The sequence below is a fragment of the uncultured Algoriphagus sp. genome (assembly GCF_963974365.1).
GTDB lineage: Bacteria > Bacteroidota > Bacteroidia > Cytophagales > Cyclobacteriaceae > Algoriphagus.
The window spans coordinates 66,417-90,291 of record NZ_CAXBBX010000009.1 but is presented as its reverse complement, the minus strand read 5'-3'; the positions used below and the strand labels follow the sequence as shown (position 1 = coordinate 90,291).

The 23,875-nt window shown below is 39.9% G+C and carries 16 protein-coding genes and 1 pseudogene; 8 read left to right on the top strand and 9 right to left on the bottom strand.

Translation table 11 applies throughout. The annotated features are described in order from the left end of the window. Nucleotides 1-270 precede the first annotated feature (270 nt). Entirely contained in the window at nt 271-1,152 is an 882-nt protein-coding gene (locus AACZ87_RS13280) for an ATP-binding protein (protein WP_339867855.1), read from the bottom strand. Between the two features lie 326 nt (nt 1,153-1,478). On the opposite strand from AACZ87_RS13280, the gene AACZ87_RS13275 reads away from it, so the two are divergent. Further along, entirely contained in the window at nt 1,479-2,738 is a 1,260-nt protein-coding gene (locus tag AACZ87_RS13275; protein ID WP_339867853.1) for a dipeptidase, read from the top strand. 277 nt (nt 2,739-3,015) lie between these two features. Here AACZ87_RS13275 and AACZ87_RS13270 read toward each other — a convergent pair whose 3' ends face one another. Next, nucleotides 3,016-3,300: an ORF6N domain-containing protein gene (locus AACZ87_RS13270; RefSeq protein WP_339867852.1), complete on the bottom strand. Its 285-nt coding sequence runs from the start codon at nt 3,298-3,300 to the stop codon at nt 3,016-3,018. A gap of 259 nt (nt 3,301-3,559) precedes the next feature. On the opposite strand from AACZ87_RS13270, the gene clpB reads away from it, so the two are divergent. Beyond that, complete coding sequence (gene clpB / locus AACZ87_RS13265; RefSeq protein WP_339867851.1) at nt 3,560-6,178, top strand: ATP-dependent chaperone ClpB; 2,619 nt, start codon at nt 3,560-3,562, stop codon at nt 6,176-6,178. 238 nt (nt 6,179-6,416) lie between these two features. After that, entirely contained in the window at nt 6,417-6,599 is a 183-nt protein-coding gene (locus AACZ87_RS13260; protein WP_339867850.1) for a CPXCG motif-containing cysteine-rich protein, read from the top strand. Between the two features lies 1 nt (nt 6,600). Here AACZ87_RS13260 and AACZ87_RS13255 read toward each other — a convergent pair whose 3' ends face one another. The 6 genes from AACZ87_RS13255 to AACZ87_RS13230 form a co-directional block, all read right to left on the bottom strand. Beyond that, nucleotides 6,601-7,005, bottom strand: a complete 405-nt coding sequence (locus tag AACZ87_RS13255; protein ID WP_339867849.1) for a carboxypeptidase-like regulatory domain-containing protein — start codon at nt 7,003-7,005, stop codon at nt 6,601-6,603. Nucleotides 7,006-7,068: 63 nt separating this feature from the next. Further along, nucleotides 7,069-9,303 carry a DPP IV N-terminal domain-containing protein gene (locus tag AACZ87_RS13250; protein WP_339867848.1) on the bottom strand — a complete coding sequence of 745 codons (2,235 nt, stop codon included), beginning with the start codon at nt 9,301-9,303 and terminating at the stop codon, nt 7,069-7,071. A 105-nt stretch (nt 9,304-9,408) separates the two neighbouring features. Continuing rightward, a complete protein-coding gene (locus AACZ87_RS13245) occupies nt 9,409-11,586 on the bottom strand; it encodes a DUF5916 domain-containing protein (protein ID WP_339867846.1) in 2,178 nt (725 codons plus the stop codon). Nucleotides 11,587-11,641: 55 nt separating this feature from the next. Further along, the gene (locus AACZ87_RS13240) at nt 11,642-14,044 is read right to left on the bottom strand and encodes a TonB-dependent receptor (protein WP_339867844.1); all 2,403 of its coding nucleotides are present in this window, start codon (nt 14,042-14,044) and stop codon (nt 11,642-11,644) included. Between the two features lie 906 nt (nt 14,045-14,950). Then, nucleotides 14,951-17,092, bottom strand: coding sequence for a cation:proton antiporter (locus AACZ87_RS13235; protein WP_339867842.1), 2,142 nt, complete (start codon nt 17,090-17,092; stop codon nt 14,951-14,953). A gap of 23 nt (nt 17,093-17,115) precedes the next feature. Further along, nucleotides 17,116-18,072 (bottom strand): calcium/sodium antiporter, encoded by a 957-nt coding sequence (locus AACZ87_RS13230; RefSeq protein WP_339867841.1) that lies wholly within the window; start codon nt 18,070-18,072, stop codon nt 17,116-17,118. Nucleotides 18,073-18,244: 172 nt separating this feature from the next. Between AACZ87_RS13230 and AACZ87_RS13225 the strand changes: the two genes are divergently transcribed. Continuing rightward, the gene (locus tag AACZ87_RS13225; RefSeq protein ID WP_339867838.1) at nt 18,245-18,826 is read left to right on the top strand and encodes a DsrE family protein; all 582 of its coding nucleotides are present in this window, start codon (nt 18,245-18,247) and stop codon (nt 18,824-18,826) included. 404 nt (nt 18,827-19,230) lie between these two features. Here the strand turns inward: AACZ87_RS13225 and AACZ87_RS13220 are convergent, their stop codons facing one another. Beyond that, nucleotides 19,231-20,514: an OmpA family protein gene (locus AACZ87_RS13220; RefSeq protein WP_339867837.1), complete on the bottom strand. Its 1,284-nt coding sequence runs from the start codon at nt 20,512-20,514 to the stop codon at nt 19,231-19,233. Nucleotides 20,515-20,685: 171 nt separating this feature from the next. Here AACZ87_RS13220 and AACZ87_RS13215 point away from each other — a divergent pair, with 171 nt between their 5' ends. The 4 genes and pseudogenes from AACZ87_RS13215 to obgE all read left to right on the top strand — a co-directional run bounded on the left by AACZ87_RS13215 (nt 20,686) and on the right by obgE (nt 23,800). Then, entirely contained in the window at nt 20,686-21,594 is a 909-nt protein-coding gene (locus AACZ87_RS13215) for an aminopeptidase (protein WP_339867836.1), read from the top strand. 10 nt (nt 21,595-21,604) lie between these two features. Continuing rightward, nucleotides 21,605-22,141: pseudogene (gene hpt, locus AACZ87_RS13210) on the top strand (hypoxanthine phosphoribosyltransferase). Nucleotides 22,142-22,157: 16 nt separating this feature from the next. Further along, entirely contained in the window at nt 22,158-22,730 is a 573-nt protein-coding gene (locus AACZ87_RS13205) for an adenylate kinase (RefSeq protein WP_339867835.1), read from the top strand. 74 nt (nt 22,731-22,804) lie between these two features. Further along, nucleotides 22,805-23,800 (top strand): GTPase ObgE, encoded by a 996-nt coding sequence (obgE, locus tag AACZ87_RS13200; protein WP_339867834.1) that lies wholly within the window; start codon nt 22,805-22,807, stop codon nt 23,798-23,800. The last annotated feature ends 75 nt before the right edge of the window (nt 23,801-23,875 follow it).

Below are 23,875 nucleotides of genomic sequence, written 5' to 3'. Positions count from 1 at the left end.
GGACAAATTTACTCACAATTGGACAAATTACTTATAGAAAGTACCTATCAATGATTTGTCATTCTATAAGTCCCCAACTTACAGAGTTTTAACTATGCTAAACATGATATTATTCATGAAATTTGGCATGTTTTGCTTTTCTGTGCTCCAAAAAGGGTGAAATTCTTTTAGATGCCTGTTCATTAATATAAGGAAAAATCAGCCTTTCCCGTTCACCAAAACCAAAAAAGCCCTCAAATGAAGGCTTTTTTATATTGAAGATTTTCTGATTTAATAATCCAATTTATAAGCTACTACTTTGTTTTTGAAGAAAGTAGGAACCAAAATAATGCTGTCTTCTGGTATAAAACCTATATCTGCTGTATTTGAAGAAGCATCTTTAGTGTCTAATAGCAGAGTCTCTCCTTCTGAATTTACGAAGTAAATTTCTCCAGCCCAGCGAGAAGCCACATACTTACCGTCTCCCAAAATCACAAGTCCATCTCCGCCAGTGACAGTGCTGTTCATGATCATGGCGGTTCCGTCAGAGTTGAGTGTAACTAGTCCAGACTTATCCAAGCCATATAATTCCCCATCTTCTCCGATAGCTATGCCATTTATAGATTCATGACCTTCAGTCACAGTAGAAATAGTGCCTCCATCAAGCATGTGTACCTTACCTGTGTTCATATCGGTGAAGTAAACTTTACTATCATAAGTTGCCAAATCATTAAGAAACTGACCGCCTTCTACAGGATATTTATTCGTGATTTCACCTGATTCCAGGTTGACTTCGACCAATTGATCAATGTCGGTGACATACAAGTTTCCATTTGCAATGCCCATTCCTTTTGGTGCATTCAGACCAGTGACCCAAGCCTGAGTGACTATGTTTCCTTCTTTGTCAATGATAGAAATAGATCCTTTACCATCTTTATCTGTAGGCTGCCCTTCTATGTTAGAGACATAGATTTTCCCAGTCGAAGCGTCATATAGAACTGATTCATTAGTGGTCAATGTCGAATCTGTCTCCCAAATCTTAGTAAGTGTAGGTGCTTTTACTTCCTCTACAACTACCTCTTCGTTTGTTTCTTCAGTTTTTTGAGGATTACATTGCGCAAATAACAAGGTGGTTGAAATACCAAGTAAAAGAGATTTCGTGTTGATTTTCATAAGCTAGTTTTTAAAAGGTTGGGTTAATAGTTTGAAGAAATGTCAGTTCGACTGTTTTATTGACGATTTATAGTCACCAAAATCTATCTCCTTTTTTTATAAAGTTCGAAATTTAAAATTGAATAGTAAAACCCCATATATGGTATTTGTTTAAATCAAGGTTGTCTAGCGTCTATAACTGTGGTTTATTTTTGCTTAAATGAGAGTTTTTGGCTTTAAAATGCTTTTTGTTAGCCAATAAATTTAGCAATTGTGCCTTTAATGGATTAATTCGCGCTCCCAGAAAAAATCTAATTATCTTTCCTACTGTACTAACCCACCAACTTATGAGAAAACATTTAAACTTAGCGATTATTGCCAGCTTGGCATTGGCCTGTTCACCTCAGGAAAAGACAGAGGAGATTGATTACACTCAAATCTCCGATGAGGAACGTTTGGAAGTTGCTACCCAGATTGCGCATGAGACTATCATGGTAGACGGTCATGTGGATTTACCCTACCGGATGAAGGTAGGTGGATTTACACTGCAGCGTGAGATTTTGGACGTTTCAGTCCGTACGCCAGATGGGAATTTTGATTTTCCTAGATCGAAAGAAGGAGGGCTTGATGCGCCTTTTATGTCTATATATATTCCTGCTGGCTTGCAACAGACTCCAGGTTCCTCGAAAGCGTTGGCAGATTCACTTATTTTAATGACTGAGCGTTTGGCTGAGACTTTCCCAGATCAATTTGCTATGGCATATAGCCCAGCCGAAGTTGAGGCTAATTTTGCTTCTGGCAAAGTCTCTCTTCCGATGGGTATGGAAAATGGATCCGCATTAGAGGATGATATCTCAAATGTGGAATATTTTCACGGAAGAGGTATTCGCTACATCACATTAACTCACGGAAAAGCTAATCTAATTGGGGATAGTAGCTATGATACGGTGAGACTGTATAATGGCTTGAGTGAATATGGCGAGAAAGTAGTAGCTGAAATGAATCGAGTGGGTATTATGGTCGATCTTTCTCATGTTTCGGATGATACTTTTAAGGATGCGTTGGCTATCACAAAGGTGCCCGTAATTGCCTCTCACTCTTCAGTTAGAAAGTTTACTCCAGGCTTCGAAAGAAATATGAATGATGAGCTTATTCAGGCTATGGCTAAAAATGGAGGAGTGATGATGATTAATTTCGGAGGTACTTTTATTGACTCAGCATATGCTGCTGGAGCAGACAAGGTACGTGAGCATTTGATTAACTATATGGCTGAGAATAATCTTTCAAGGGGAGATTCTGCTGCTCAAGCGTATATTTCTGAATACACAGCTGCTAACAACCCATTCCCAACAGTGCAGCGGGTTGCCGATCACATAGATTATGTGAAGGATTTAGTGGGAATTGACTACGTAGGTTTGGGTTCTGATTTCGATGGCGTTGGGGACTCTTTGCCTACTGGACTGAAAGATGTGTCTATGTATCCAAACTTAATTGCAGAGCTATTGAAGAGAGGTTACACTAGAGAAGAGATTGAAAAAATCTGTTACAAAAATGTATTCAGAGTATGGCAGGCTGTAGAGGATTATGCGGTTTCCCAAAAGGGATAATCATTTGATATAGCTCTTTATTTGGACCCTGTTTCATAAAGTGGAACAGGGTTTATTTTTAAATCCAATTTTTGCTCTCTCTCCCAGACTTGGCTTTAATAGTTCTTCTATCATTTGATAGATATGATTAATGTGCTGGTTTTGATTTGACTCGGCATCTTGTAATGCCTGAATTTTGTTCTGTAATTCTGAATAATTAAGTGCCCATTCTCTGATCCTGACGAAAGTCTGAATAATAGAGATATTTACCTGGATGGCTGGCGGGACTATTCAACACTTAAGATAACATCGCTGCTCCTTGCTCAGTGAAAACATAGGGAGGAGTTCGTTGACCTCCCCAACTTGAGGTCACATTTTGTGACTTCAAGTTTTGCCACTCTTCTTCAGAAAGTTGAAACATGAAGTCTAAAGGGAATCTGTCAGGGTTTCTTTTGAGGGATTGATTTAAAGCTTTCGTCTGTACACCATACATTTCTGCCAAATTAGAATCCAACATTACTTTCTGGTTACGGATATTGTGGATAAGCTGGAGTACCTGCTCTTCATTTAAAAGCTCGTTCATAGAAGATGTTTTAAAAAGTGTAGACTAATATAAGTAAACGAGAAATTTTATATGCGCAATATGTCGTTAAACCTTCCTCATCAGAATATTATTCTGTCAACTTTTCCGATTTAGTCTAATTAACAGAGGTTATTCGGTCATTATGACGGAAAAAAGTAAGTGGAAGTAGTTTTGATAGTAAAGTGGAGAATGGGAAAAGAGTTTAAAATCTCCGCTTCCAATAGAAGAATTTAAGACACCACTATTAACCAACTATACAATGGACTTTAAACAATTCACTATAAAATCTCAGGAGGCGATACAGAAAGCTCTTGAGCTCGCTACCGCGGCTGGTCAGCCCAACATTGAGCCAGCACATTTGCTGAAAGGAATTATCTCAGAAGATGAGAATGTCACTGAGTTCTTGTTTAAGAAACTTGGGACCAATAAGCAGTTTATTTCTCAAAGACTGGATGAGCAGTTGGCGCGACTACCGAAAGTAAGTGGTGGTCAACAGCCCCACTTATCCAATTATACTAATCAAGTGCTTACAAAAGCGAAGGATTATCTAAAGACTTTTGGAGATGAATATGTGGCAATAGAGCATTTGTTACTAGCTATCCTCGCTGGCGGTGATGCTACTTCACAACTATTGAAAGATCAGGGGATTGCTGAAAAGCCTTTGATCGAAGCTATCAAGGAACTTAGAAAAGGAAATAAAGTGACCGATCCAAACGCAGAAAGCAAATACCAGGCGCTGGAGAAATACTCCAAGAACCTGAACGAAATGGCCAAGAAGGGCAAGATTGACCCGGTGATTGGCCGAGATGAAGAAATCAGAAGAGTACTTCAGATTTTGGCAAGAAGAACTAAAAACAACCCAATTCTACTCGGCGAGCCGGGTGTGGGTAAGACGGCAATTGTAGAAGGCCTGGCGCAAAGAATAGTTTCTGGTGATGTGCCTGAAAACCTAAAGTCAAAGACATTGATTTCTTTGGATATGGGTTTACTGGTGGCAGGCGCCAAATACAAAGGAGAGTTTGAGGAGAGATTGAAGGCTGTCATAAAAGAAGTGACCGATGCCGAAGGAGAGATCATTTTATTCATCGATGAGATTCATACGCTCATTGGTGCAGGCGGAGGTGGAGAAGGAGCGATGGATGCGGCCAACTTGCTGAAACCAGCTTTGGCTCGTGGAGAACTTCATGCAATCGGTGCTACTACGCTAAAAGAGTATCAGAAATACATCGAAAAAGATAAGGCTCTGGAGAGAAGATTTCAGGCTGTAATCGTAGACGAACCTGATGCTGCCGATGCGATTTCCATCCTTCGAGGAATCAAGGATAAATATGAATTACACCACGGAGTACGTATCAAAGATGACGCTGTGATAGCCGCAGTTGAACTTTCTCAGCGATACATTTCAGATCGTTTCTTGCCGGATAAGGCAATTGACTTGATGGATGAAGCTGGCGCTAAATTGAGAATGGAAATTGATTCATTGCCTCAGGAATTGGATGAGTTAAATCGTAGAATCATGCAGCTGGAGATCGAGCGAGAAGCTATCCGTAGGGAAAAGAACAAAGATAAAGAGACAGTTTTGAGCAAAGAACTCGCTGAACTAGCTGAAAAGCGTGACAGTGTCAAAGCGAAGTGGGAAAGTGAAAAAGCTGTTATTACTGGCATCCAAAGAGAAAAAGAACGAATTGACAATTATAAAATTGAAGCTGAGCAGGCTGAACGATCAGGGGATTTTGGTAAAGTCGCTGAAATCAGATATGGAAAGATCGGGGAGGCAGAGCAGAAATTGGAGTCATTCAAAAGCCAGTTGAAAGAAATGCAGGCGGGTTCGCCTTTGCTCAAAGAGGAAGTTGATCAGGAGGATATTGCCGCCGTTGTATCTAAATGGACTGGAATTCCAATGAATAAAATGATCCAATCTGAGCGTGAGAAACTACTGCACTTGGAATTAGAACTTGGACACAGAGTAGCAGGTCAGAAGGAAGCAATCACAGCTTTATCGGATGCTGTGAGAAGAAGTCGTGCCGGATTGCAGGATCCCAAACGCCCGATTGGTAGTTTCATCTTTATGGGGACTACAGGAGTTGGTAAGACTGAGCTTGCTAAAGCCTTAGCGGAATACCTCTTCAATGATGAGAATGCAATGGTCAGAATCGATATGTCTGAGTACCAAGAGAGACATGCGGTAAGCCGTTTGGTGGGAGCACCTCCGGGCTACGTAGGTTATGACGAAGGAGGTCAATTGACTGAAGCGGTGCGTAGAAAACCATATTCTGTGATCCTTTTGGACGAGATCGAAAAGGCGCATCCAGATGTGTTTAATATTCTACTGCAAGTATTGGATGATGGAAGATTGACTGATAATAAAGGTCGAATCGCCAACTTCAAGAATACCATTATCATTTTGACTACCAACATCGGATCTCATTTAATTCAAGAGCGATTCGCAGAAATGGAAGAGTGGAATAAGGATGAAATCTTGGAAAAGACCAAGACGGAAGTTTATGAGTTATTAAAAAAGTCAGTGCGACCTGAGTTCTTGAACCGAATTGATGAGACGATCATGTTTGAACCGTTGAACAAGCAGGTGATTCGTAAGATTGTAGATATACAATGGAGAGAAATTCAAAAAAGGTTATCCGAGTCGGGAATTGAAATAGAGGCTACGAAGGAAGTGCTGGATTATTTAGGTGAGATTGGTTTTGATGCGAATTTCGGGGCCAGACCGCTGAAGAGAACTATGCAGCGATTGGTGCTCAATGAGCTTTCCAAGCAGATCTTGTCTGGTTATATCAAAAATGATTCGGCCGTGATGGTGGATCTGGATGCAGATAAGCAAGTCTACTTTAAAAATGTGGGCTCAGAAATAGAAGTATAATTTAGGTTAGTGGTTATGGTTAAAACCTCGGAGCGAATGTGCTTCGAGGTTTTTTTGTGGGAGAATTTTTTTACCACGGTGGGCACGGAGGACTACCCAGAGGGCGCAACTATCCAGCACTAATTTTTAGAAATAGCAATTATTAGGATCGATCAGTGAGGAAAATTGCTTTTAGACTGACTCAATTAATGTGAATTCCGTCAGTTGAAGCGTATTGTGTATTTGATTACCTTGGAGAATGCTCGAGTACTACTTCCAATGTCCATACTGTCTTGCAGAGATCTCAATGCTGATAGATCCTACTATTTCGTCACAGAAGTATATCGAAGACTGTGAAGTTTGCTGCAACCCAATAGAAATTCAACTTCTATTGGAAGAAGGAGAGCTTGTTTCTTTTGAGGCAAAATCAATCGAGCAATAACTTATTTAGCTTCCTTTTTTAAGGTGATTTTACCCAAGTCCTTGGGTAATTTCTTGGTGTTAACCATTATCTCTGTGGATTCGTAATCAATCATTGAGATTTTTAAGGTTATAGTCTCTTGATTAAATTTTTCCAAATCCAACCAAAAATTACCTTCTATATCCGTAACTGTTCCAGTGGTTGTCTCTTTGACGAGGATGACGGCGCCTGGAATTGGTTTCTTATCTGGAGAAAGAATGAGACCCTTGACAGTTTTTTTGTCAAGTAGTTCTTCCGTATCAGCGGTAGATGTAAGTTTGGAAATAGAAAATGCAAAACCTCCAATAAATAAGAAAAGTGCCGTGAGAAAACCAATCTTTACCTTTCTCTGGTAGCGCTTGTGGGAATTAGTCAATGTATTTTTCATAGTTCTACTAAATTTTAATAGTAAGAAAAATAAAATAGTTCGTAATTCCTAATTATTTGATTTTTAATTGACTGGCGTGTGTGTTGTTAAATAATTGGTCAACAAAGTATACAAATGCAGACTTGTTCCTTCTCCCTCGTAGATACCATGAGAGCGATTAGGATATGGCATCATCTGGAACTGCTTGTTATGTTTGATCAGTTCATTCATGAGCATTTCGGCACCTTGGTAGTGGACATTGTCATCGCCTGTCCCATGCACGATCAATAGGTTTCCTTCTAAGTTTTTAGCATAGGTGATAGGAGATCCTTTTACAAAGTCCTCCATATTTTCCTGAGGAAGTCCCATGTAGCGTTCCTGATAGATGTTGTCATAGATTAGCTGGTTAGATACTGCAGCTACAGACATACCTGTCTGATAGACCTCAGGAAATTTGAACATCAGGTTTAGTGTCATCGAACCGCCACCACTCCAGCCCCAAACTGCAACTCGGCTTTTATCCAGATAAGGAAGCTTCAATAATTCCTGAGCTGCCAAACCTTGATCTTGCGCATTGATCACACCGATTTTTCTGTAGATGCTCTTTCTCCATTTGCTTCCTTTCAAAGCCGGTGTTCCCCGATTATCCATATCGATAACAAAGTATCCTTTTTGCGCTAGCATAATATTATAAAGCCCAACTTGTGTGTCTGTGGCAACAGTGCTCCATGGTTCACCATACACATGAAACAGGACCGGATACTTTTTTGATTCATCAAAATCAATTGGGTAAATAACCCGTGCATCAAGCGTGACTCCTTCTGATGTTGTGACTGTGGTGAATTCAATTTCCGGAATTTTAAGGGATGCTAGTTTATGCTTGAACTCCTCATTTTCCACCAATGACTTGAGTACATTATGCTTAGGTAGTGACACCAGTCTGACTGTCAGCGGATCTTCAGTGCTTTGATGATTATGAATTGCCGTCTGCCCATTTGGGGCAATGTCGTACGTATTTACACCTTCAAAAGCTTCTGGAGTCACGCGTCGAAGTTTCCCTTTTCCTTCCAAGTCAATCGCATAGAGGTAGCGCTGCGTTGCATTGACAGGTGAAGCGATAAAGTAAACTTCTTTGTCTGTAACCCCGCCAAAAGAGGCTACATCAAACTCTCCTGGCGTAATCAAGGTTTTATTGCCCGTGGCGATATCAATTTTATAGATATGTCTCCATCCATCATTTTCGGTCATTCGTAGAAATGCTTTTCCGGTATCGACTAATGGTAAACTATTGTCGCTCCAGCCATTTTTGGAAAGATCCGGATAGGCCAAATCCACCCAAGTTTCTTCAGATTCAGTATAAATCTTCTTCAGCTCAGAAGTGGAAGGTTTGAAAGTCCAAATGGTCAGTAAGTTTTGCTTTCGATTCATCTGCTGGATGAGGAGTAAATCTTCATTGATCCATTGCATTCCGGGCAAGTAATTTTCTTTTTCGGCTCCAGGAATAGGGATCCAAATTTTGTCTTTGGAAGCCAAATTAATCAGGCCGATTTTTGCGCCAGCAGGCTCTTGACCTACCTTAGGATATTGAAGCGGAATAGGCTTGGAATAGACAGAGTCCGTATTATTGATCATGTAAAAAGTGCCAATTTGGGAAGCATCTATCTGCCAAAAAGAAATGTATTTCGCATCTGGGCTCCAAGCGAAACCATCCCTTTTACCAAACTCCTCCTCATAGGCCCAATCAAATGTGCCGTTGATGATTTTATCAGTTCCGTCAGAAGTTAACTGAATGATTTCGCCTGTTTTGAAATTTTCCTGATACAAATTGAATTTTTGCACATAAGCGATATACTCATTATCATCAGAAAATTTAGCGAACATCAAGGAAGAGGGTTCGAACTTGCGGCCGAGCTGTTTCAGTTGCTTTGACTCAAGATCATATACAAAGTAGTCGCCTTTGGTATTTGACCTCCATACACGACTTGAGTTGGTGAAAATTAGAACTTTCGTACCATCGTCAGACAAACTGAACGATTCGATCTGGATTGGTTTACCACTGCTTTGCACTGCTGAGCCAGGAACAAAGACACTTCTATCCAAACTCTTGCTGTCCCATCTCACCAGTTCATTCCCGTTCTCCACAGTCACATAAGCGGCTCCATCTTCGATCCATTGAATTGGCTGAAGCCTCTCCTGAGCAAACTCCCTTGAATTATAAACTCTTTCTAGGGTTAAGAGAGAAGAGTCTTGAGCTAAAGTTTCACCAATGGCGAAAAATGCCACAAGTAGGAGGGACAAGTGTTTGATTCTGCTATTCATGTTTCTGGGGGATATTCTGAAAGATAAAGTTAACCCATATCTTCAAATCGAAGCCATAGTGTTAATATTCCAGAAGAATCCATCAAAATGAAAGGGATTTGAATGCTAGAGATTCCACCAATAGGTGAATTTCAGTACCAGAGAGCGGTTTTTAGTATAAAAGGGAGCAGGTAAGTAATTGTCTGTGTAAACCAAAAACAAATCTGAAGCTGGCTTGAATCGCCATTGAAAGCGAGTATTTAAATTGATGTTTTCTATCTGCTCGTTATATTGGACAAAGGCCGTGAAGAAAAGGGTATTCGTCATCGTTACATCTACACGTGGTCCGACCAACCAAAAGCTAGTGGTGTTCCAAGGTTCTGGAAGAAGGATTTCATTGTACGCTGCCGTCATCGCTAGACTTACATAGGGCTGAAACCTGTAGCCTAGTTCGGCTGTCGCGTTGTAGCGATGTCCATCCGCATAATAACCTCCAAGTCTAGTGGTAAAAGCGTAGGTGAACACACTTTGAGGTTTGGAGGTGTATTCCGCACCGATTGCGTACCACTGATGCTCGGTGCCAGTTGCAAGGGTGTCTCCGCTATAGTTAGTCGGGTCAAAAGGGCGCTGAAGTTTCACATAATCTGTACTCGTCCACAGCATAAAAGTGCTTTGACTTCTCCACTTTAGATTGTAGGCGAGAAAAGTTGTATTATCAGTTTTCTCTCCGTCTTTATTGAAAAAGAAAGTTGTACTTACATCAGGTCCATGGCTCAAGATTTTTTCGCTTTTTGGAAACCAGCGGTAGCCGACCTGGGGGTTGATTTTATAAAACCCTCTTCTCGGAACGTATCCTACTTCTGCGGTGTAATTCTCCGAGACATATTCATGTTGCCAATTCCAAGTTAGATTTCCTGCTGTGTATTTTAGATTGGCAGCATGGACAAAACCATTCCCGACATTGTCTGGACCAAAACTTTGGAGTACCATTGCCTTACCTGTCCAGAGATTATTTGAGGAAGCGAGATTATATTCCAAACCCACGTTTCGGTTGAATTGGGAATAAATTGGCGCTTCAGCATCTGGATCAGGATTGTAATTCAGTGATTGCTTGTTGATAAAAAGTCCAGTAATATTTGAGCGAGCCCCTACTTGTCGCTGCAGGGCTAATACGGTGAAGTTCTGTGAAGGCAACTCGTCTTCATCCACTTTGCCGGTCTGCATATTCATTGCTCCGACCCGCCAGTTTTTGTTGATTTTTCCACTGAGTCTTGCTCCAAATTGTATAGGAGCATTGAGGCCAATCCTTCTGGAGAAAAATGGTCGGATTGTGCTGTATCCGAAGCTTGCAAATAAGTCTCCATTTTCCAGAAAAAACTGTCGTCTTTCGGGGAAAAACAATTCAAATCGGTCAAGATTTGTGACCTGCCTATCCACTTCCACTTGGGAGAAATCAGGATTGACGGTTAAGTCCAGATTAAGAGAAGATGTCAATCCAATTTTAGCATCCATTCCTATTTCTTTTCTATATTCTGTAGGGCCTCCCTCCGAAACTTCTTTACTGAATCCGCCCAAAGCATAAGGGATCACAGAGATATTTGCACCAGTTTGTGGAGGTGCTTCATCCCAAACAAGTATTCCCGTATAGGCTAAAGATGCGGAAGGGAATTGGCGGGGAACAGGAGCCCAGCCTGATTTCTCGGTTGTTTTTAAATCAAGTCGTGAAAAGTTGATTCCCCATTCCGTGATTCCTTTTTTATATCGAATGGATTTGAAAGGGATTTTTGCTTCAAAGACCCATTTGTCATTGTAATTCGTGACTTTGGAAGTCCACTTGTTATCCCAGCTGAGATCTACGCTTCCGCCGTTGTACATGATGCCATCCCATTGTGCTCCTGCTGCATTAGCTCCAAAAGAAAACCCGTTTGTTTGATCATCAAATGGGTCCATAAAAAGCAGGAAGTTGTCATTCTTTCCAAAAGAGAAATCCCTTCTCAGTGATTCCACCATATAAGGTCCGTCGACTGCATGGAAATTTTCTACCAGCAAGTAAAGGTTCTCCTCATCGTAGGTCATTCTTACATCAGTTCTGACTTTTGCAAAGCTGGTGTCCATCGGGGTGATCATGAAGAAATCTGTTGCAATCTCCGCATCTAGCCAAGCTTGCTCGTCCACAGCTCCGTCAATTAAGATTTCTGAACTTGCTTTTTGTATATGAAGGCGGTAAGAGTCATTGATTTTCTGCGCAAAAAGGACTGAGCATGCTCCCAAAATAAAAAGGGCAGTTAGTATAGGTTTTCTCATGTCCTCATTGGGCAAATAGGTAATTCTTGATTTGGAAGTGCTATTCCCGATTTCATTATTGCTTTAATCTATAGCTTAAAGTCAATATCAATTGTCGGCGCTGGAATTGGGAGTCTCCTTCTGTGTAGAAGTTTGTCCCTTCGCTGATGAATCTATTTCTCCGCGAGTTGAAAATATCTGTGACATTGAAAATCAGATTTCCTCGGTCTTGGAACACACTTTTACTTGCCGATAGATCTAAGAAGAATATTCCTTTTCTAATTCCCTGGACTGTTTTTTGTCTTGCATCATAATTTGCTCGCAGCTGAATATCCAATCCATTAGCAATTGTGAATCGAGAGGTCTGGCGAAATAGCCAAGAAGTAGTCTTCGTTTTGTAGCCATTTTGGATGTTTGTCCCATCGATGTTGGCATGGAAGAAATTGACATTGAAGTCCAGTTTCCACCAGTCGTATAGCTGGTAATCGCTACTGATTTCTACTCCAAAGGAATTTTCTCCATTGAGGTTATAAGGCAAAGTTCTTGAGAATCCTTGATTATCCACAGAGCGTAACCGTTCTATTTTGTCGTCTGTGCTTCGATAATAGACGGTGGTGAATAGTGTCCCTTTGTCAAAATACTTGATATGTCCCAATTCAAATGCATTGGTGTATTCTGGGTTCAAATCAGGATTTCCACTGAAGAAATTCCGCGAATCTGAAAGGGTTACGTAAGGACTGAGATCATTATACACTGGTCTCCTAATTCGACGACTATAAGAAAGCTGGAATGCATTTTCCTCAGAAATATTATAAGTCAGGTGAGCGCTGGGGAAGAAATTGGTATACTTTCTTGGGTTCTCCTCATTTGTCTCTTCTAATATTGTTTTTACGTCTGTGTTCTCCACACGCAGACCCGCTTGATAACTCCAATCATTCGTTTTGTTTCCTACAATCCCGTAAGCGGCCATGATATTTTCATTGTAAAGGAAGACATTGTCTAAGCCAGGAATTGGAGCAAACTGCCCATCATCACCTTCTTCTTGAACTAGGTAGTCATTTTTCATTCGACGAAAACTAGTCCGGAAACCAGCTTCAAATTTCCCTTCTTTGGAAAATGGCCTAACATAATCAAGCATGGCTAAGTATTGATTTTCGTATTCGTCATTCAGCGAAGTTTGGACTTGTTCTAAGTCGGGATTTTCTATGCCTTCCGGGGAAAAAGTTTCTTGGGTGAAAATCTGATCTGAATTCTCCCAGTAGTTCAGGTAGGTGAATGTGGAGGTTAATTCATGGCCTTTTTCATCGAATGTTTTCTTATAGTTAGCGCTGATTTCTGAATTCGGCTCCTGCTCAGTTTCATCCTGTCTCCTGAGCGTATAGCTCTGTAGGTTATCAATGGTGTTCCAGGAGTCTTCGTATCTGATATCGGTGATTCGGTGTGCATCGCTGCGCCTCCAGAGATAAGATAAAGTCAAGATGCTGTTTTCGCTAAAATAATAATCTAATCCGCCACGGATATTGTTATTGAGGCTTTTCACAAACCCATCGCGGGTTTGATTTAGAATAAAAGTAGTGTCTACACCATAGGTTTCTTGGTAAAGTTCACCCACATTTGGAGAGCGGCGATGAGTCAACCCATAGTTTATAAACCAATTTATTTTTTTGTGTCTGTAGTTTAAGTTAGCAGTGAATCCTAAGTTCGTAGGCACTCCTCCCACCACCTCAAAGGAACCGTTGAAACCTTGGTTATTGTCTTTTTTCAGGATGATATTTATTACTCCAGCCATACCTTCAGCTTCGTAGCGTGCGGATGGGTTGGTGATCACTTCAACCCGCTCAATCATATTGGCTGGTAACTGTCTGAGTCCGGCACTGCCTTTGAAACTCACCAAGCCTGATGGTTTTCCGTCAATCAAAATTCTCACATTTGCCGAACCACGCAGCCGAACATTCCCTTCTGGGTCTACAGCAATTGACGGTAAGTTCATCAGAATGTCACTTGCAGTTCCTCCTGCATTTGCCAAGTCTTTACCCACATTAAAAATCCGCTTGTCAAGCGAAAGCTCCATAATGGTTTTTTCACCTTGGACTATGACTTCATCCAAATCGCCAGCAGTTGTTTTTAATTTTATTTGGCCAAAATCCTTTGAGGGAGATTCTTTGGAAATGGTGAAAAGCTCCGACTTATAAGGTTCATATCCCATGAATTCCACTAAAGCATAGAATTGCCCATTGCTTAGCTCAATTTCAAAAGAACCAGCATCATCAGAAAGCCCGCCTGAAACCAGACTGTCGAGACCCGAATAGATGCCGACAGTCGCAAAGGGAAGAGGTGAATTGGAGCCGTCTTCAATAATAATCCCTGTAAGAGTTCCTTTTTTGGAAGCTTGCTGTCCAAAGAGTTGCGTTTGTATAGTAAGAGTTAGGCACAGCAGGATGTAAATCTTTCCTGAATAGCGAGTTAAGTCTACAGACATTAGATGTCAAATTAGGTTTTGGGGTTTTTCGATTTTATTCCAAAGTAAATCCTGTTAGAATTTAAAATCTGCAAAAGATATTCTGAATATGTTGTATATCCAGTTAAAAATTGATCAAAGGTCGAATTGCCTAGATGGGAAGAAAATACTAGATAAAGCGATTTTAAGATTTGTGAGTTAGCATGAGCAACGTCAAGCCTATTGTTTTCCAGTAAGAATTCCAATATTAAAGCCTAAAGTGGGTTGTGGCACAGCATCCCATCCTTCAAATCGATACCTGTCAGGGAAATAAAATCCATTGTTTCAATAAACTCTAGATCTTGGATTTAGAGAGGCTTTCAATACCTCCAGGTCTCTGTAGCGCCTCCTATTCCCAGACCTACAAATGAATCAAGAAGTATGTTTTCAGACTCAAAAACCTCCTTGCCAAATTTCAATCCAGTTCCATAGACCTGAAATTTAATTCTTGCTTGATCATACCAGAAATCACTTTCGAATCACGTATAAGAATCGTCCTCTCTTAAAAAGTTTTTGTCCGTATAGAAAAGCTCAAGTGCCCAATAATGTCTTTTGGTGTGGAATTTCAGCTCGTTTTAAATTTTCCGAAGTGAAAAATCTTTGTTTTTATTTCGTTCAAATGAATTACAATGATGCCGCCATTTATCGCTAATTCTGTCTAAACACTGAATTTTGGGTTGAAAAAATAATCAAAACTTCCTGGAACAACTATAGTTTCTGATTCTAATAATGCAAGTGGCGAACCTTAATTAAGAGTTGTTTTTCAAATTCCAAGCTCTGTTGGCAAAATGCTTCAGATGTAAAAATGACGCTAAACCAGAAAACATAAAAAGCTGAATTGTTCTATCAAACACGATACAATTGAAATTTAAAGTAAAACATGTTGATTCATTTTCTCTTAAGCAATTGCGAAATAGTTCTTCCCATCCAATCTAATTTTTCGATTGGTCCAATTAGCGACCCATGTATCATGTCCATTACTGGTTGACCAGTCGCTTTAGGCTGATTTGGATATATCAGGATAAAGCTGTGCTTGGTTAGGTAAGTATTAATCAAGTGGGGTACGCGCTCGAGCCTAGGGTGGTAAGAAGCGGTTCCTTTTCTACTAAGTACCATGATCAAATTATCATCCGGCTTGAGTAGAAAGTTAAGATTTGCCATTTCATCCCATTCGGGAAAAGGCCTGAAATCTACTCGAATAGGGTGCTTTTGCAGGATATCTAACAGGCATACTTTTGTTTCTTCTTCAGTATAAAAGATCATTCTGGCACCAGTATTTCTAGCGATATTCCAGATTTTTACCAGCCAAAAAGGAAAGCCAAGTTCCTTTTCTGCATTTGGAGGGATAAAAACCAAATGTCGTTTGTGAGTATCAAAAGGTTGACTGGACTTGTAAATAAAGGTGCTTGTATTACACTTGCTGAGAAGCCCTTCAGTAAGATCTCCTAAGAAACTGTCTCCAATTTCAGTTTTTTCATGTAACCCAAGCACAAGATCTGTAATCTTATTTTCATGAATGACGGATGAAATACCATGCTCCACATTCGTGTCGTACCTGAGTAATTCATAGAGAAAATGGTCGGTAGCACTAGCTGTCTTACTTGCTTGATTGAGTGTTTTTTGAGCTTTCATCTCAGCATTTGCATCCTCCAGAGCTGGATTAATTATGCTGAGTGCATAGAGATTTGATTGCTTTTGAGGTGATTTTATCATAATACTCAAATGAATCAATTCATCCGAAGTCTCTTGATTGCGAACTGGGATCAAAATTCGCTCTGCGAAATCTTCATTTGAATCCAAATCTAGGGGAGAATCTGCTAGAGCAATCCCCGCGGCTCCTTTTTGTGCCTCAAACGAAGCAATCGTGCAAGTGACCAAAATCATGACGATCGTCCCATTTAGTACATATTCTGAGAGCAATCGGACAGGTTCACCATTTGCATCAGTGCCGGTGATGATATTAAACCCAACTAACACAGCGGCAAGTGTAGCGGCTGCTTGAGCATTACTTAGACCGAAAATGATTCTGCGTTCGTCCTTAGTGAACTTGAATGTTTTTTGCGTGGCCAGCGCAGCAAGGTATTTAGCTGTAGTAGCGACCATCGTCATAACTATCGCTACGAAAACTGTTTCCCAACTTTGAAAAAAGCTACCAAAGTCTACTAACATCCCGACGCCAATCAGAAAGAATGGGATAAAAATGGCATTGCCCACAAATTCAATCCTATTCATCAACGGAGAAGAATGAGAAATCAGTGGATTAATTGCTAATCCTACTAGAAAAGCTCCAATAATTGCTTCCACGCCTGCGGCTTCTGCCATGACCGCACCTGCAAATACCAAGACCAAAATGAAGATGTATTGGGAGACATTATCTTCGTGTTTCTTTAAAAACCACCTGGCTATTTTTGGTAGAATCAGGATGACAACCAGAGCAAAAGTAATCAGCGATAAGATTAATTTGACCCAAAAGAAAAGCGTTACTTCTCCTTTGGACATGCCCACAATTACCGCAAGAACTAGAAGTGCAAGGGTGTCGGTGATCAATGTGCCTCCCACAGTTATATTTACTGCTCTATTTTTTGCGACGCCCATTTTTGAAATCAATGGATATGCAATCAGCGTGTGAGAGGCAAACATACTAGCTAACAAAATAGAAGTAGCCCAGCCAAAATCCAGTAAAAATAAACCTGCAACAATCCCTAAAGTCATAGGAATTAAAAAAGTGTACATCCCAAAAATGAAGCTCTTTTTACTGTTCTTTTTGAAGTCGATAAGGTCGATTTCCAGGCCTGCCAAAAACATAATGTAGAGAAGCCCTGCTGTGCCAGACAAAATGATTCCATTGTCTCTTTCGATTATATCTAATCCATTGGGGCCAACAACCGCTCCCGCGAGAATTAAACCGAGTAATGGGGGGATTTTTACTTTATTTAGTAGAAGAGGTGCGAGTAGTATGATCAGTAGTATCAATAGGAATTTGATCACCGGATTGGTAAGAGGCAATTCCGAAGGAAATATAAACTCCATGATCATCTGGCTATCTTTTACTATCAAACTTCCATACTAACTAAATATGTGGTATATCCTAAATAGGCAATTAGGAGTATCGCAGCTTCCCATCGATCTAATTTTTTCTTTTTACCCGTGAACATGGCAACGAAAAGGAAAATTGTCCCACCAATGAGGATGTAAATATCTAAGTTGAATGCTTCTTTGAATGCTAGTGGACTAATTATCGAACTAACTCCAAGAATTAAGAAAATATTGAAGATGTTTGAGCCGATGATATTACCTATGGCGATATCGTTGTTCTTTTTCATAGATGCAACTACTGAAGTGGCGAGTTCAGGTAAGGACGTTCCTGCGGCGACTATTGTCAAACCTATTATTTTCTCACTAACGCCTAGTGATTGAGCCATTGCCACAGCATTGTCTACTACAAGTTTTCCACCTATTACCAAACTGGCAAGGCCGATCAAAATTAAACCCCATATTTTTGCGTTGGAATAGTCTTTTTGCTCGATTATTTCCCCAGTAGGATCAGCTTTAAGCTGTGTAAAAACATAGAAAAGGAAGGCCGCAAAAAATATAAGTAAGATTATCCCATCAATGATAGAGAGCCCACGCTCGTTATTCTCAAGGTAGTTATTGGCAAGAAACAATAGAATTATGGCTGCTAGCAGGGAAAATGGAATCTCTTTCCATACAGAACTTGACTGAACTGTTAGCGGAGTAATTAAACCTGCAATTCCGAGTATAATGAAAAGATTGAAATTATTTGATCCAATCACATTTCCAAAAACAATGTCTGGATAGCCTTGTGTAGAAGCTACTGAATTGACAACCAATTCTGGAGCAGATGTACCAAAAGCAACAATTGTTAGTCCGATTGCTAGATCAGAGACATTGTGTTTTTTTGCTAAAACGGAAGCTCCATCAACAAGCCAATCTGCTCCCTTAACCAATAAAAGAAGTCCTGCAATAAGGATGATACCTTGAAGAATCATAGAATATAAGACTTCTGGTTATAGCCGATTGGCTCTCAGAAATCCACCAAAAGTAAATTGAAATTTGCGATGAATTTCTAGATCACTGCATAATTATTTTTCCAATGAAATATAAGTTATTCCCAATTAGCTTTTATTTTTTAAATTTCAGAAGCCACTCAAAATCAACATTATGAAACGTCTTTTTATTCAGTTAACTCTGCTTTTCTTTTGTTCCACTTCCATAGTCTGTGCCCAGAATGAGATGCCAAACCATATCAAGGACAAAATCACGTATCCGGTATTGGATTTTCACCCTTGGGTTGGAGTCATTCCGATATCAAATCCCGTTTTATCTTATGATAGCTCAATAGACTACAAAGTTGCTTTAGATCTTTATGGTAGAGTTAAAGATTCTACGGCCATTCACCCAGTTATTTTAGAAGTTGCCCGGACATACAATCTCCATGTGGAAAATGGAGTACCTGCAGAGAAGATTCAAATCGCAGCAGTAATTCATGGCGGATTAGTCCAGGCTATTCTTTCTGAAGAGGAATATCAGAAAAAATATCAGACAGGCAATCCTAATCTGGTTGCTTTAAAGGCTTTGGATGGGGTAGGTGTTAAGTTTTATGTTTGTGGCCAAAGCATGGGGTTCTATAATCTTTTGCAAGAGCATATTACCCCATTGGTAAAGCTGGCAGTCTCAGCCAAAACGGCTTTTGTTACCTTAGATCAGAAGGGGTTCACGTATCTAGATGTAAGTGCAGATTAGTTTTTACTGTTCTAAAATTTGCAAAGTGGGGGGGATCTCGATTTTGCATGATTTGAGCTTTTATACGGTGAAATGGTAGCAAAGATGAATAAGTGGACATGCCGTAATCCAGCACTTGTCAAAAAGTGAAGACCAAGAAAATCAGGTAACTAAGTTCAGAATTACAATTCAATGGAGATTTGGCTTTAAGTTAAGCCTATAATTGGAGGTGATTTTTTTGGGTTTAGCCTTACTGTCCTTCTTTGGCTGAGCTACGGAGGGATTTATTATGGGCAGCTTCAAGACTGATGAGGTCTCGTAAAGTTGATTAAATCAAAGTTGTTTTCTTTAGAGAACCGATTAAAAAATAAAAGGGCTCGAAATTAATCGAGCCCTTTCAATAGTATAAAGCTTGAGAGTTATACTTACTTCACTTCGAAGCTTGCTCTTCTAGCCATTTGTCTTGCGTCAGCAGAGGACTTGTCTACACTTGTGTCTTCGCCATAACCTTTGTACGAAAGTCTAGAAGCATCTACTCCTGAAGCTACAAGAAGGTCGTATACTGATTTTGCTCTTCTTTCAGAAAGTTTCATGTTGTAATCTTCTGGGCCTAATTCGTCAGCATAACCTTTGATTTCAACATTTACTCCTGGATTCTTTTTCATGAAGTTAGCTACATAGTTTGCAGAACTCGTTGAGTATCCAAGTGGCTTAGAGCTATCGAATGCATAGTAAACGTTCACGTAACCATCATTGATTGCTTTCTTGAAGAAGTCAAGTTGTTCTTTTACTTCTTCAACTGGACATCCATTTGTAGATGCTGGGCCAGGAAGGAATGGACATTTATCCATGTGATCTGGAGTACCATCGCCGTCAGAATCCAACGTCATACCTGCAGAATTAACTCTAGCTCCAGCTGGTGTGTTAGGCTCTTTATCCAAGTAATCTGGTACACCATCACCATCAGAGTCTTTCAACATATCTTTGATACCATTGATCTGAGTAGCAAGCTCTTCTTTAGTTGCATATTTGTCAGCAGCAATATACCAGTCAGCGTGCTCTTCATTTTTACCTAGGTAAAACTGTAGGCCAATGGAACCAGTCCACCAAACTCCGTTAGCTCCATGGAATCCAGGATCACCAGGTCGTATTGCAGTTGAACCATCCCAGGTAACAGTTTGTCTACCGTTGATAATGGTACTGATATCACCTACTAAAGCGATGCTCTTACCTAGTTTCAACTGAGGAGTTACACCTACAATGAAATTATATACATCATCAGTATAATCATTGTAAAGATTTTCCTGAGGATTTACATTACCAATACCAGCTCCGAAGTGGCCCAAAAGACCAAGTGATCTAGTAAAAGATTCGAAATTCATGATTCTTCCGAGGTTTGTAACAGCCTGAAGATCTAAGCGATAATACTTGGTGTCAAAAGTACCAGTAGTAGCATCGTCAGCTCTTGCTTCTCTCATTGAACCGAAACCGTAATCCAGTTTCAAACCAAATTTCTCGTTAAACATGTACCTAGCTCCAAACTCAACATGTCCAAGATTGAACGATGGTGAAAGGAAGTCCTTACCAATAGGCGCCATAGGTTTGTTAAAACCTCCGCCCACTTCAAGGGAGAATTTGTCGAATTCTTGTGCATTCGCTCCGAGTGACAAAGCTCCTGCAATAATTGTTGATAGTATTAGTTTTTTCATAACAAAAAATTTTTGTTCAAATTTTAAGTGTTGATTGATGTGAATACAAATTTATAAACTTTTAATTTACTACAAATCTAGATGAATTATTTAAAACCCAATTCAGGAAAAAAAATAATTCCTGACTTTTTTCAAATTTTACAATGAAATATTAACATAATTTATGCCAAAATGAAATTTTTATTCGAAATCCTTAAACAACATAGTGTTTCTGGTGATGAATCTAAAACGTCAGAATTTATCCTGCAATATATAAACCAACGAAAGAATAAATGGAATAGTATACCAGAAATCTACTCTGGTGAAGAATTCCATGATTGTGTTTTATTGAAGTTCGGAAAGCCTAGAACTGCTGTTTTTGCTCATATAGACACGATTGGATTTATGTCAAGGTATAATAATCAGCTAATTAGCATAGGTGGGCCTGAGATTATTGAAGGGACAAAATTGGAAGGGAGAGACTCGCTAGGAGAAATATCTTGCGCAATTGTTGGCGACGAAAATAATTTTTCTCATGATTTCCCAAGGGGAATTGACCCTGGTACACGTCTTTCTTTCGCCCAAAACATCCGAATTACCGAAGAATTTATTCAAGCTGCTTACCTAGATAATAGACTAGGTATCTATACCGCCTTGCAACTATGCGAAACAATTACCGATGGTTGGGTAGTTTTTTCTACATATGAGGAACATGGTGGGGGAAGCATGCCATTTCTTCTCAAATTCATTCAGAGTACAGCACCGATCAAGCAAGCTTTGATCGCAGATATTACTTGGATTACTGAAGGTGTTGAATTCCACAATGGGGTAGTGATTTCGATCCGAGACAAATTTATCCCACGAAAGAAGTTTATAGATAGGGTAACAAAACTTGTAAAAGAAAGCGGAATTCCCTTTCAGTTGGAGGTAGAAGAATATGGAGGCAGTGATGGTAGGGAGGTTCAGTTTTCTCCTTATGCCATTGATTGGTGTTTTATTGGAGCTGCAGAAGAGAATGTACATACGCCTGATGAGAAAGTGTCATTAGCAGACCTGGATGCGATGTTGAGGGTCTATCCTTATTTAATGAGCAGACTTTAAAAGAATAAGTATGAACGTAACAATTAAAGATAAAGAATTTGAAATTTACCTTTCTGCTGAGGAAATTAGTAATCGAAGTTCGCAACTAGGAAAAGAAATCACTCAAGATTTCTCTGGAGAGGAGTTAGTAGTCCTTGGAATATTGAATGGATCTTTTGTCTTCATGGCCGATCTTTGCAGGTACATAGACTTACCTATTTCTACCTCTTTTATAAAGGTGAGTAGTTATTCTGGGACAGAAACTACAGGAAAAGTGAGGACGGTGCTGGGGTTGTAAGAAAAAATTGAAGGGAAAAATGTTCTCATCGTAGAGGATATCGTTGACACTGGAATCAGCATGGATTATTTGTTAAAGGCACTTTCTGAATTCAAACCGGCTAGACTTTCCATCATTACTCTCCTTCATAAACCTGAGGCTTTCCAGTTTAATTATGCCTTGGATTATGTCGGTTTTGAAATTCCCAATAAATTTGTCGTCGGTTACGGCCTTGATTACGATGGTTTCGGTAGGAATCTCCCGAATATTTATCAACTCAGTACTCCTTAAAATAATAGACTTACGAATGTATAATATTGTATTATTTGGCCCTCCGGGTGCAGGCAAAGGCACTCAAAGTGAAAAACTAATCGAGAAATACGGGCTCACACATTTATCAACCGGTGATCTTTTCAGGAAACATCTGGGAGAAGGTACTGAACTCGGTAAGCTCGCAAAAAAATACATGAATGAAGGTAGACTAGTTCCTGATGAAGTAGTTATTGGGATGGTTGAGGATAAAATCAATGAGACAAAAGATGCTCGTGGATTTATTTTTGATGGTTTTCCAAGAACTACTGCACAAGCAGAAGCTTTGGACGAAATGCTTTCTCATCATAATCTTGAAATCAATGGTATGATTGCTCTTGACGTTCCTGAGGAAGTATTACGAGTTCGTATCAAAGAGCGTGGTAAAACTTCAAATCGAGTGGATGATCAAGACGATGAAAAAATCAATACACGTATTAAAGTGTACTTAGATGAGACGCTTCCAGTGGCAGATTACTACGCTTCTCAAAATAAACTTCAGAAAATCAATGGGGTAGGAGAGATCAATCAAATCTTTGCAGACATCACTTCAGTGATCGATAGCTACTGATTGCCTTTATTTTCTTAATTTTGCATTTCATATTTGGCTAGGCTTTTAAGCTTAGCCTTTTTCTTTATCAAAAAATGGCTGATTCAAATTTCATAGATTATGTAAAGTTCTGTTCCAGATCTGGGGCAGGTGGACCTGGATCTACGCATTTTCGGAGAGAAAAACATGTGCCCAAAGGAGGGCCAGATGGAGGCGATGGGGGCAGAGGGGGACACATTATAGTAAGAGGTACGACTCAAGTATGGACTTTGCTTCACTTGAAATATAAAAAGCATGTGATTGCCGAAGCTGGTAAAAGCGGTGAAGGAGGAAGAAGAACTGGTGCAGACGGTAAGGATATAATTTTGGAAGTGCCACTTGGCACTATTGCAAAAGATGCTGAGACAGGTGAGAAACGTTTTGAGATAACCGAAATCGGGCAGGAAGTAATCCTTACTAAAGGAGGGAGAGGTGGACTGGGAAATGACCATTTCAAAACATCTACGAATCAAGCTCCTCATTATTCTCAGCCTGGAGAAGAAGGAATCGAAGAGTGGATTATTTTAGAGTTGAAGCTTCTGGCGGATGTAGGTTTGGTAGGATTTCCAAATGCGGGTAAATCGACCCTGCTTTCTTCCATTTCCGCAGCTAGACCTGAGATTGGAGATTATCCATTTACTACGCTTGTACCAAATCTCGGTGTGGTAGCCTACAGAGGAGATCAGTCTTTTGTAATGGCAGACATTCCAGGGATCATCGAAGGAGCTGCAGAAGGCAAAGGACTTGGAATTCGATTCCTTAGACATATAGAGCGAAACTCTATTTTACTTTTCATGGTACCTGCTGATGCGTCAGATATTGGAGAGCAATACCGAATTTTGCTGGGTGAGCTAGAAAAATATAATCCAGAGCTTTTAGACAAGAGAAGGCTGCTTGCTATTTCTAAAGCAGATATGCTGGATGAAGAACTTGTCAAAGAAATGGAAAAAGAAGTGCCACAAGGAATTCCTTATGTTTTCATCTCTTCTGTCTCACAATACAATCTTGACAGGCTCAAGGATCTAATCTGGCAGGCAATTCACGAAGGGTAAGGTGTCAGTTTGTCAGACATCGCGCAATGGCAACAATATTGTTAACCCCATAATGCCAACTATTGTCTATTTCAA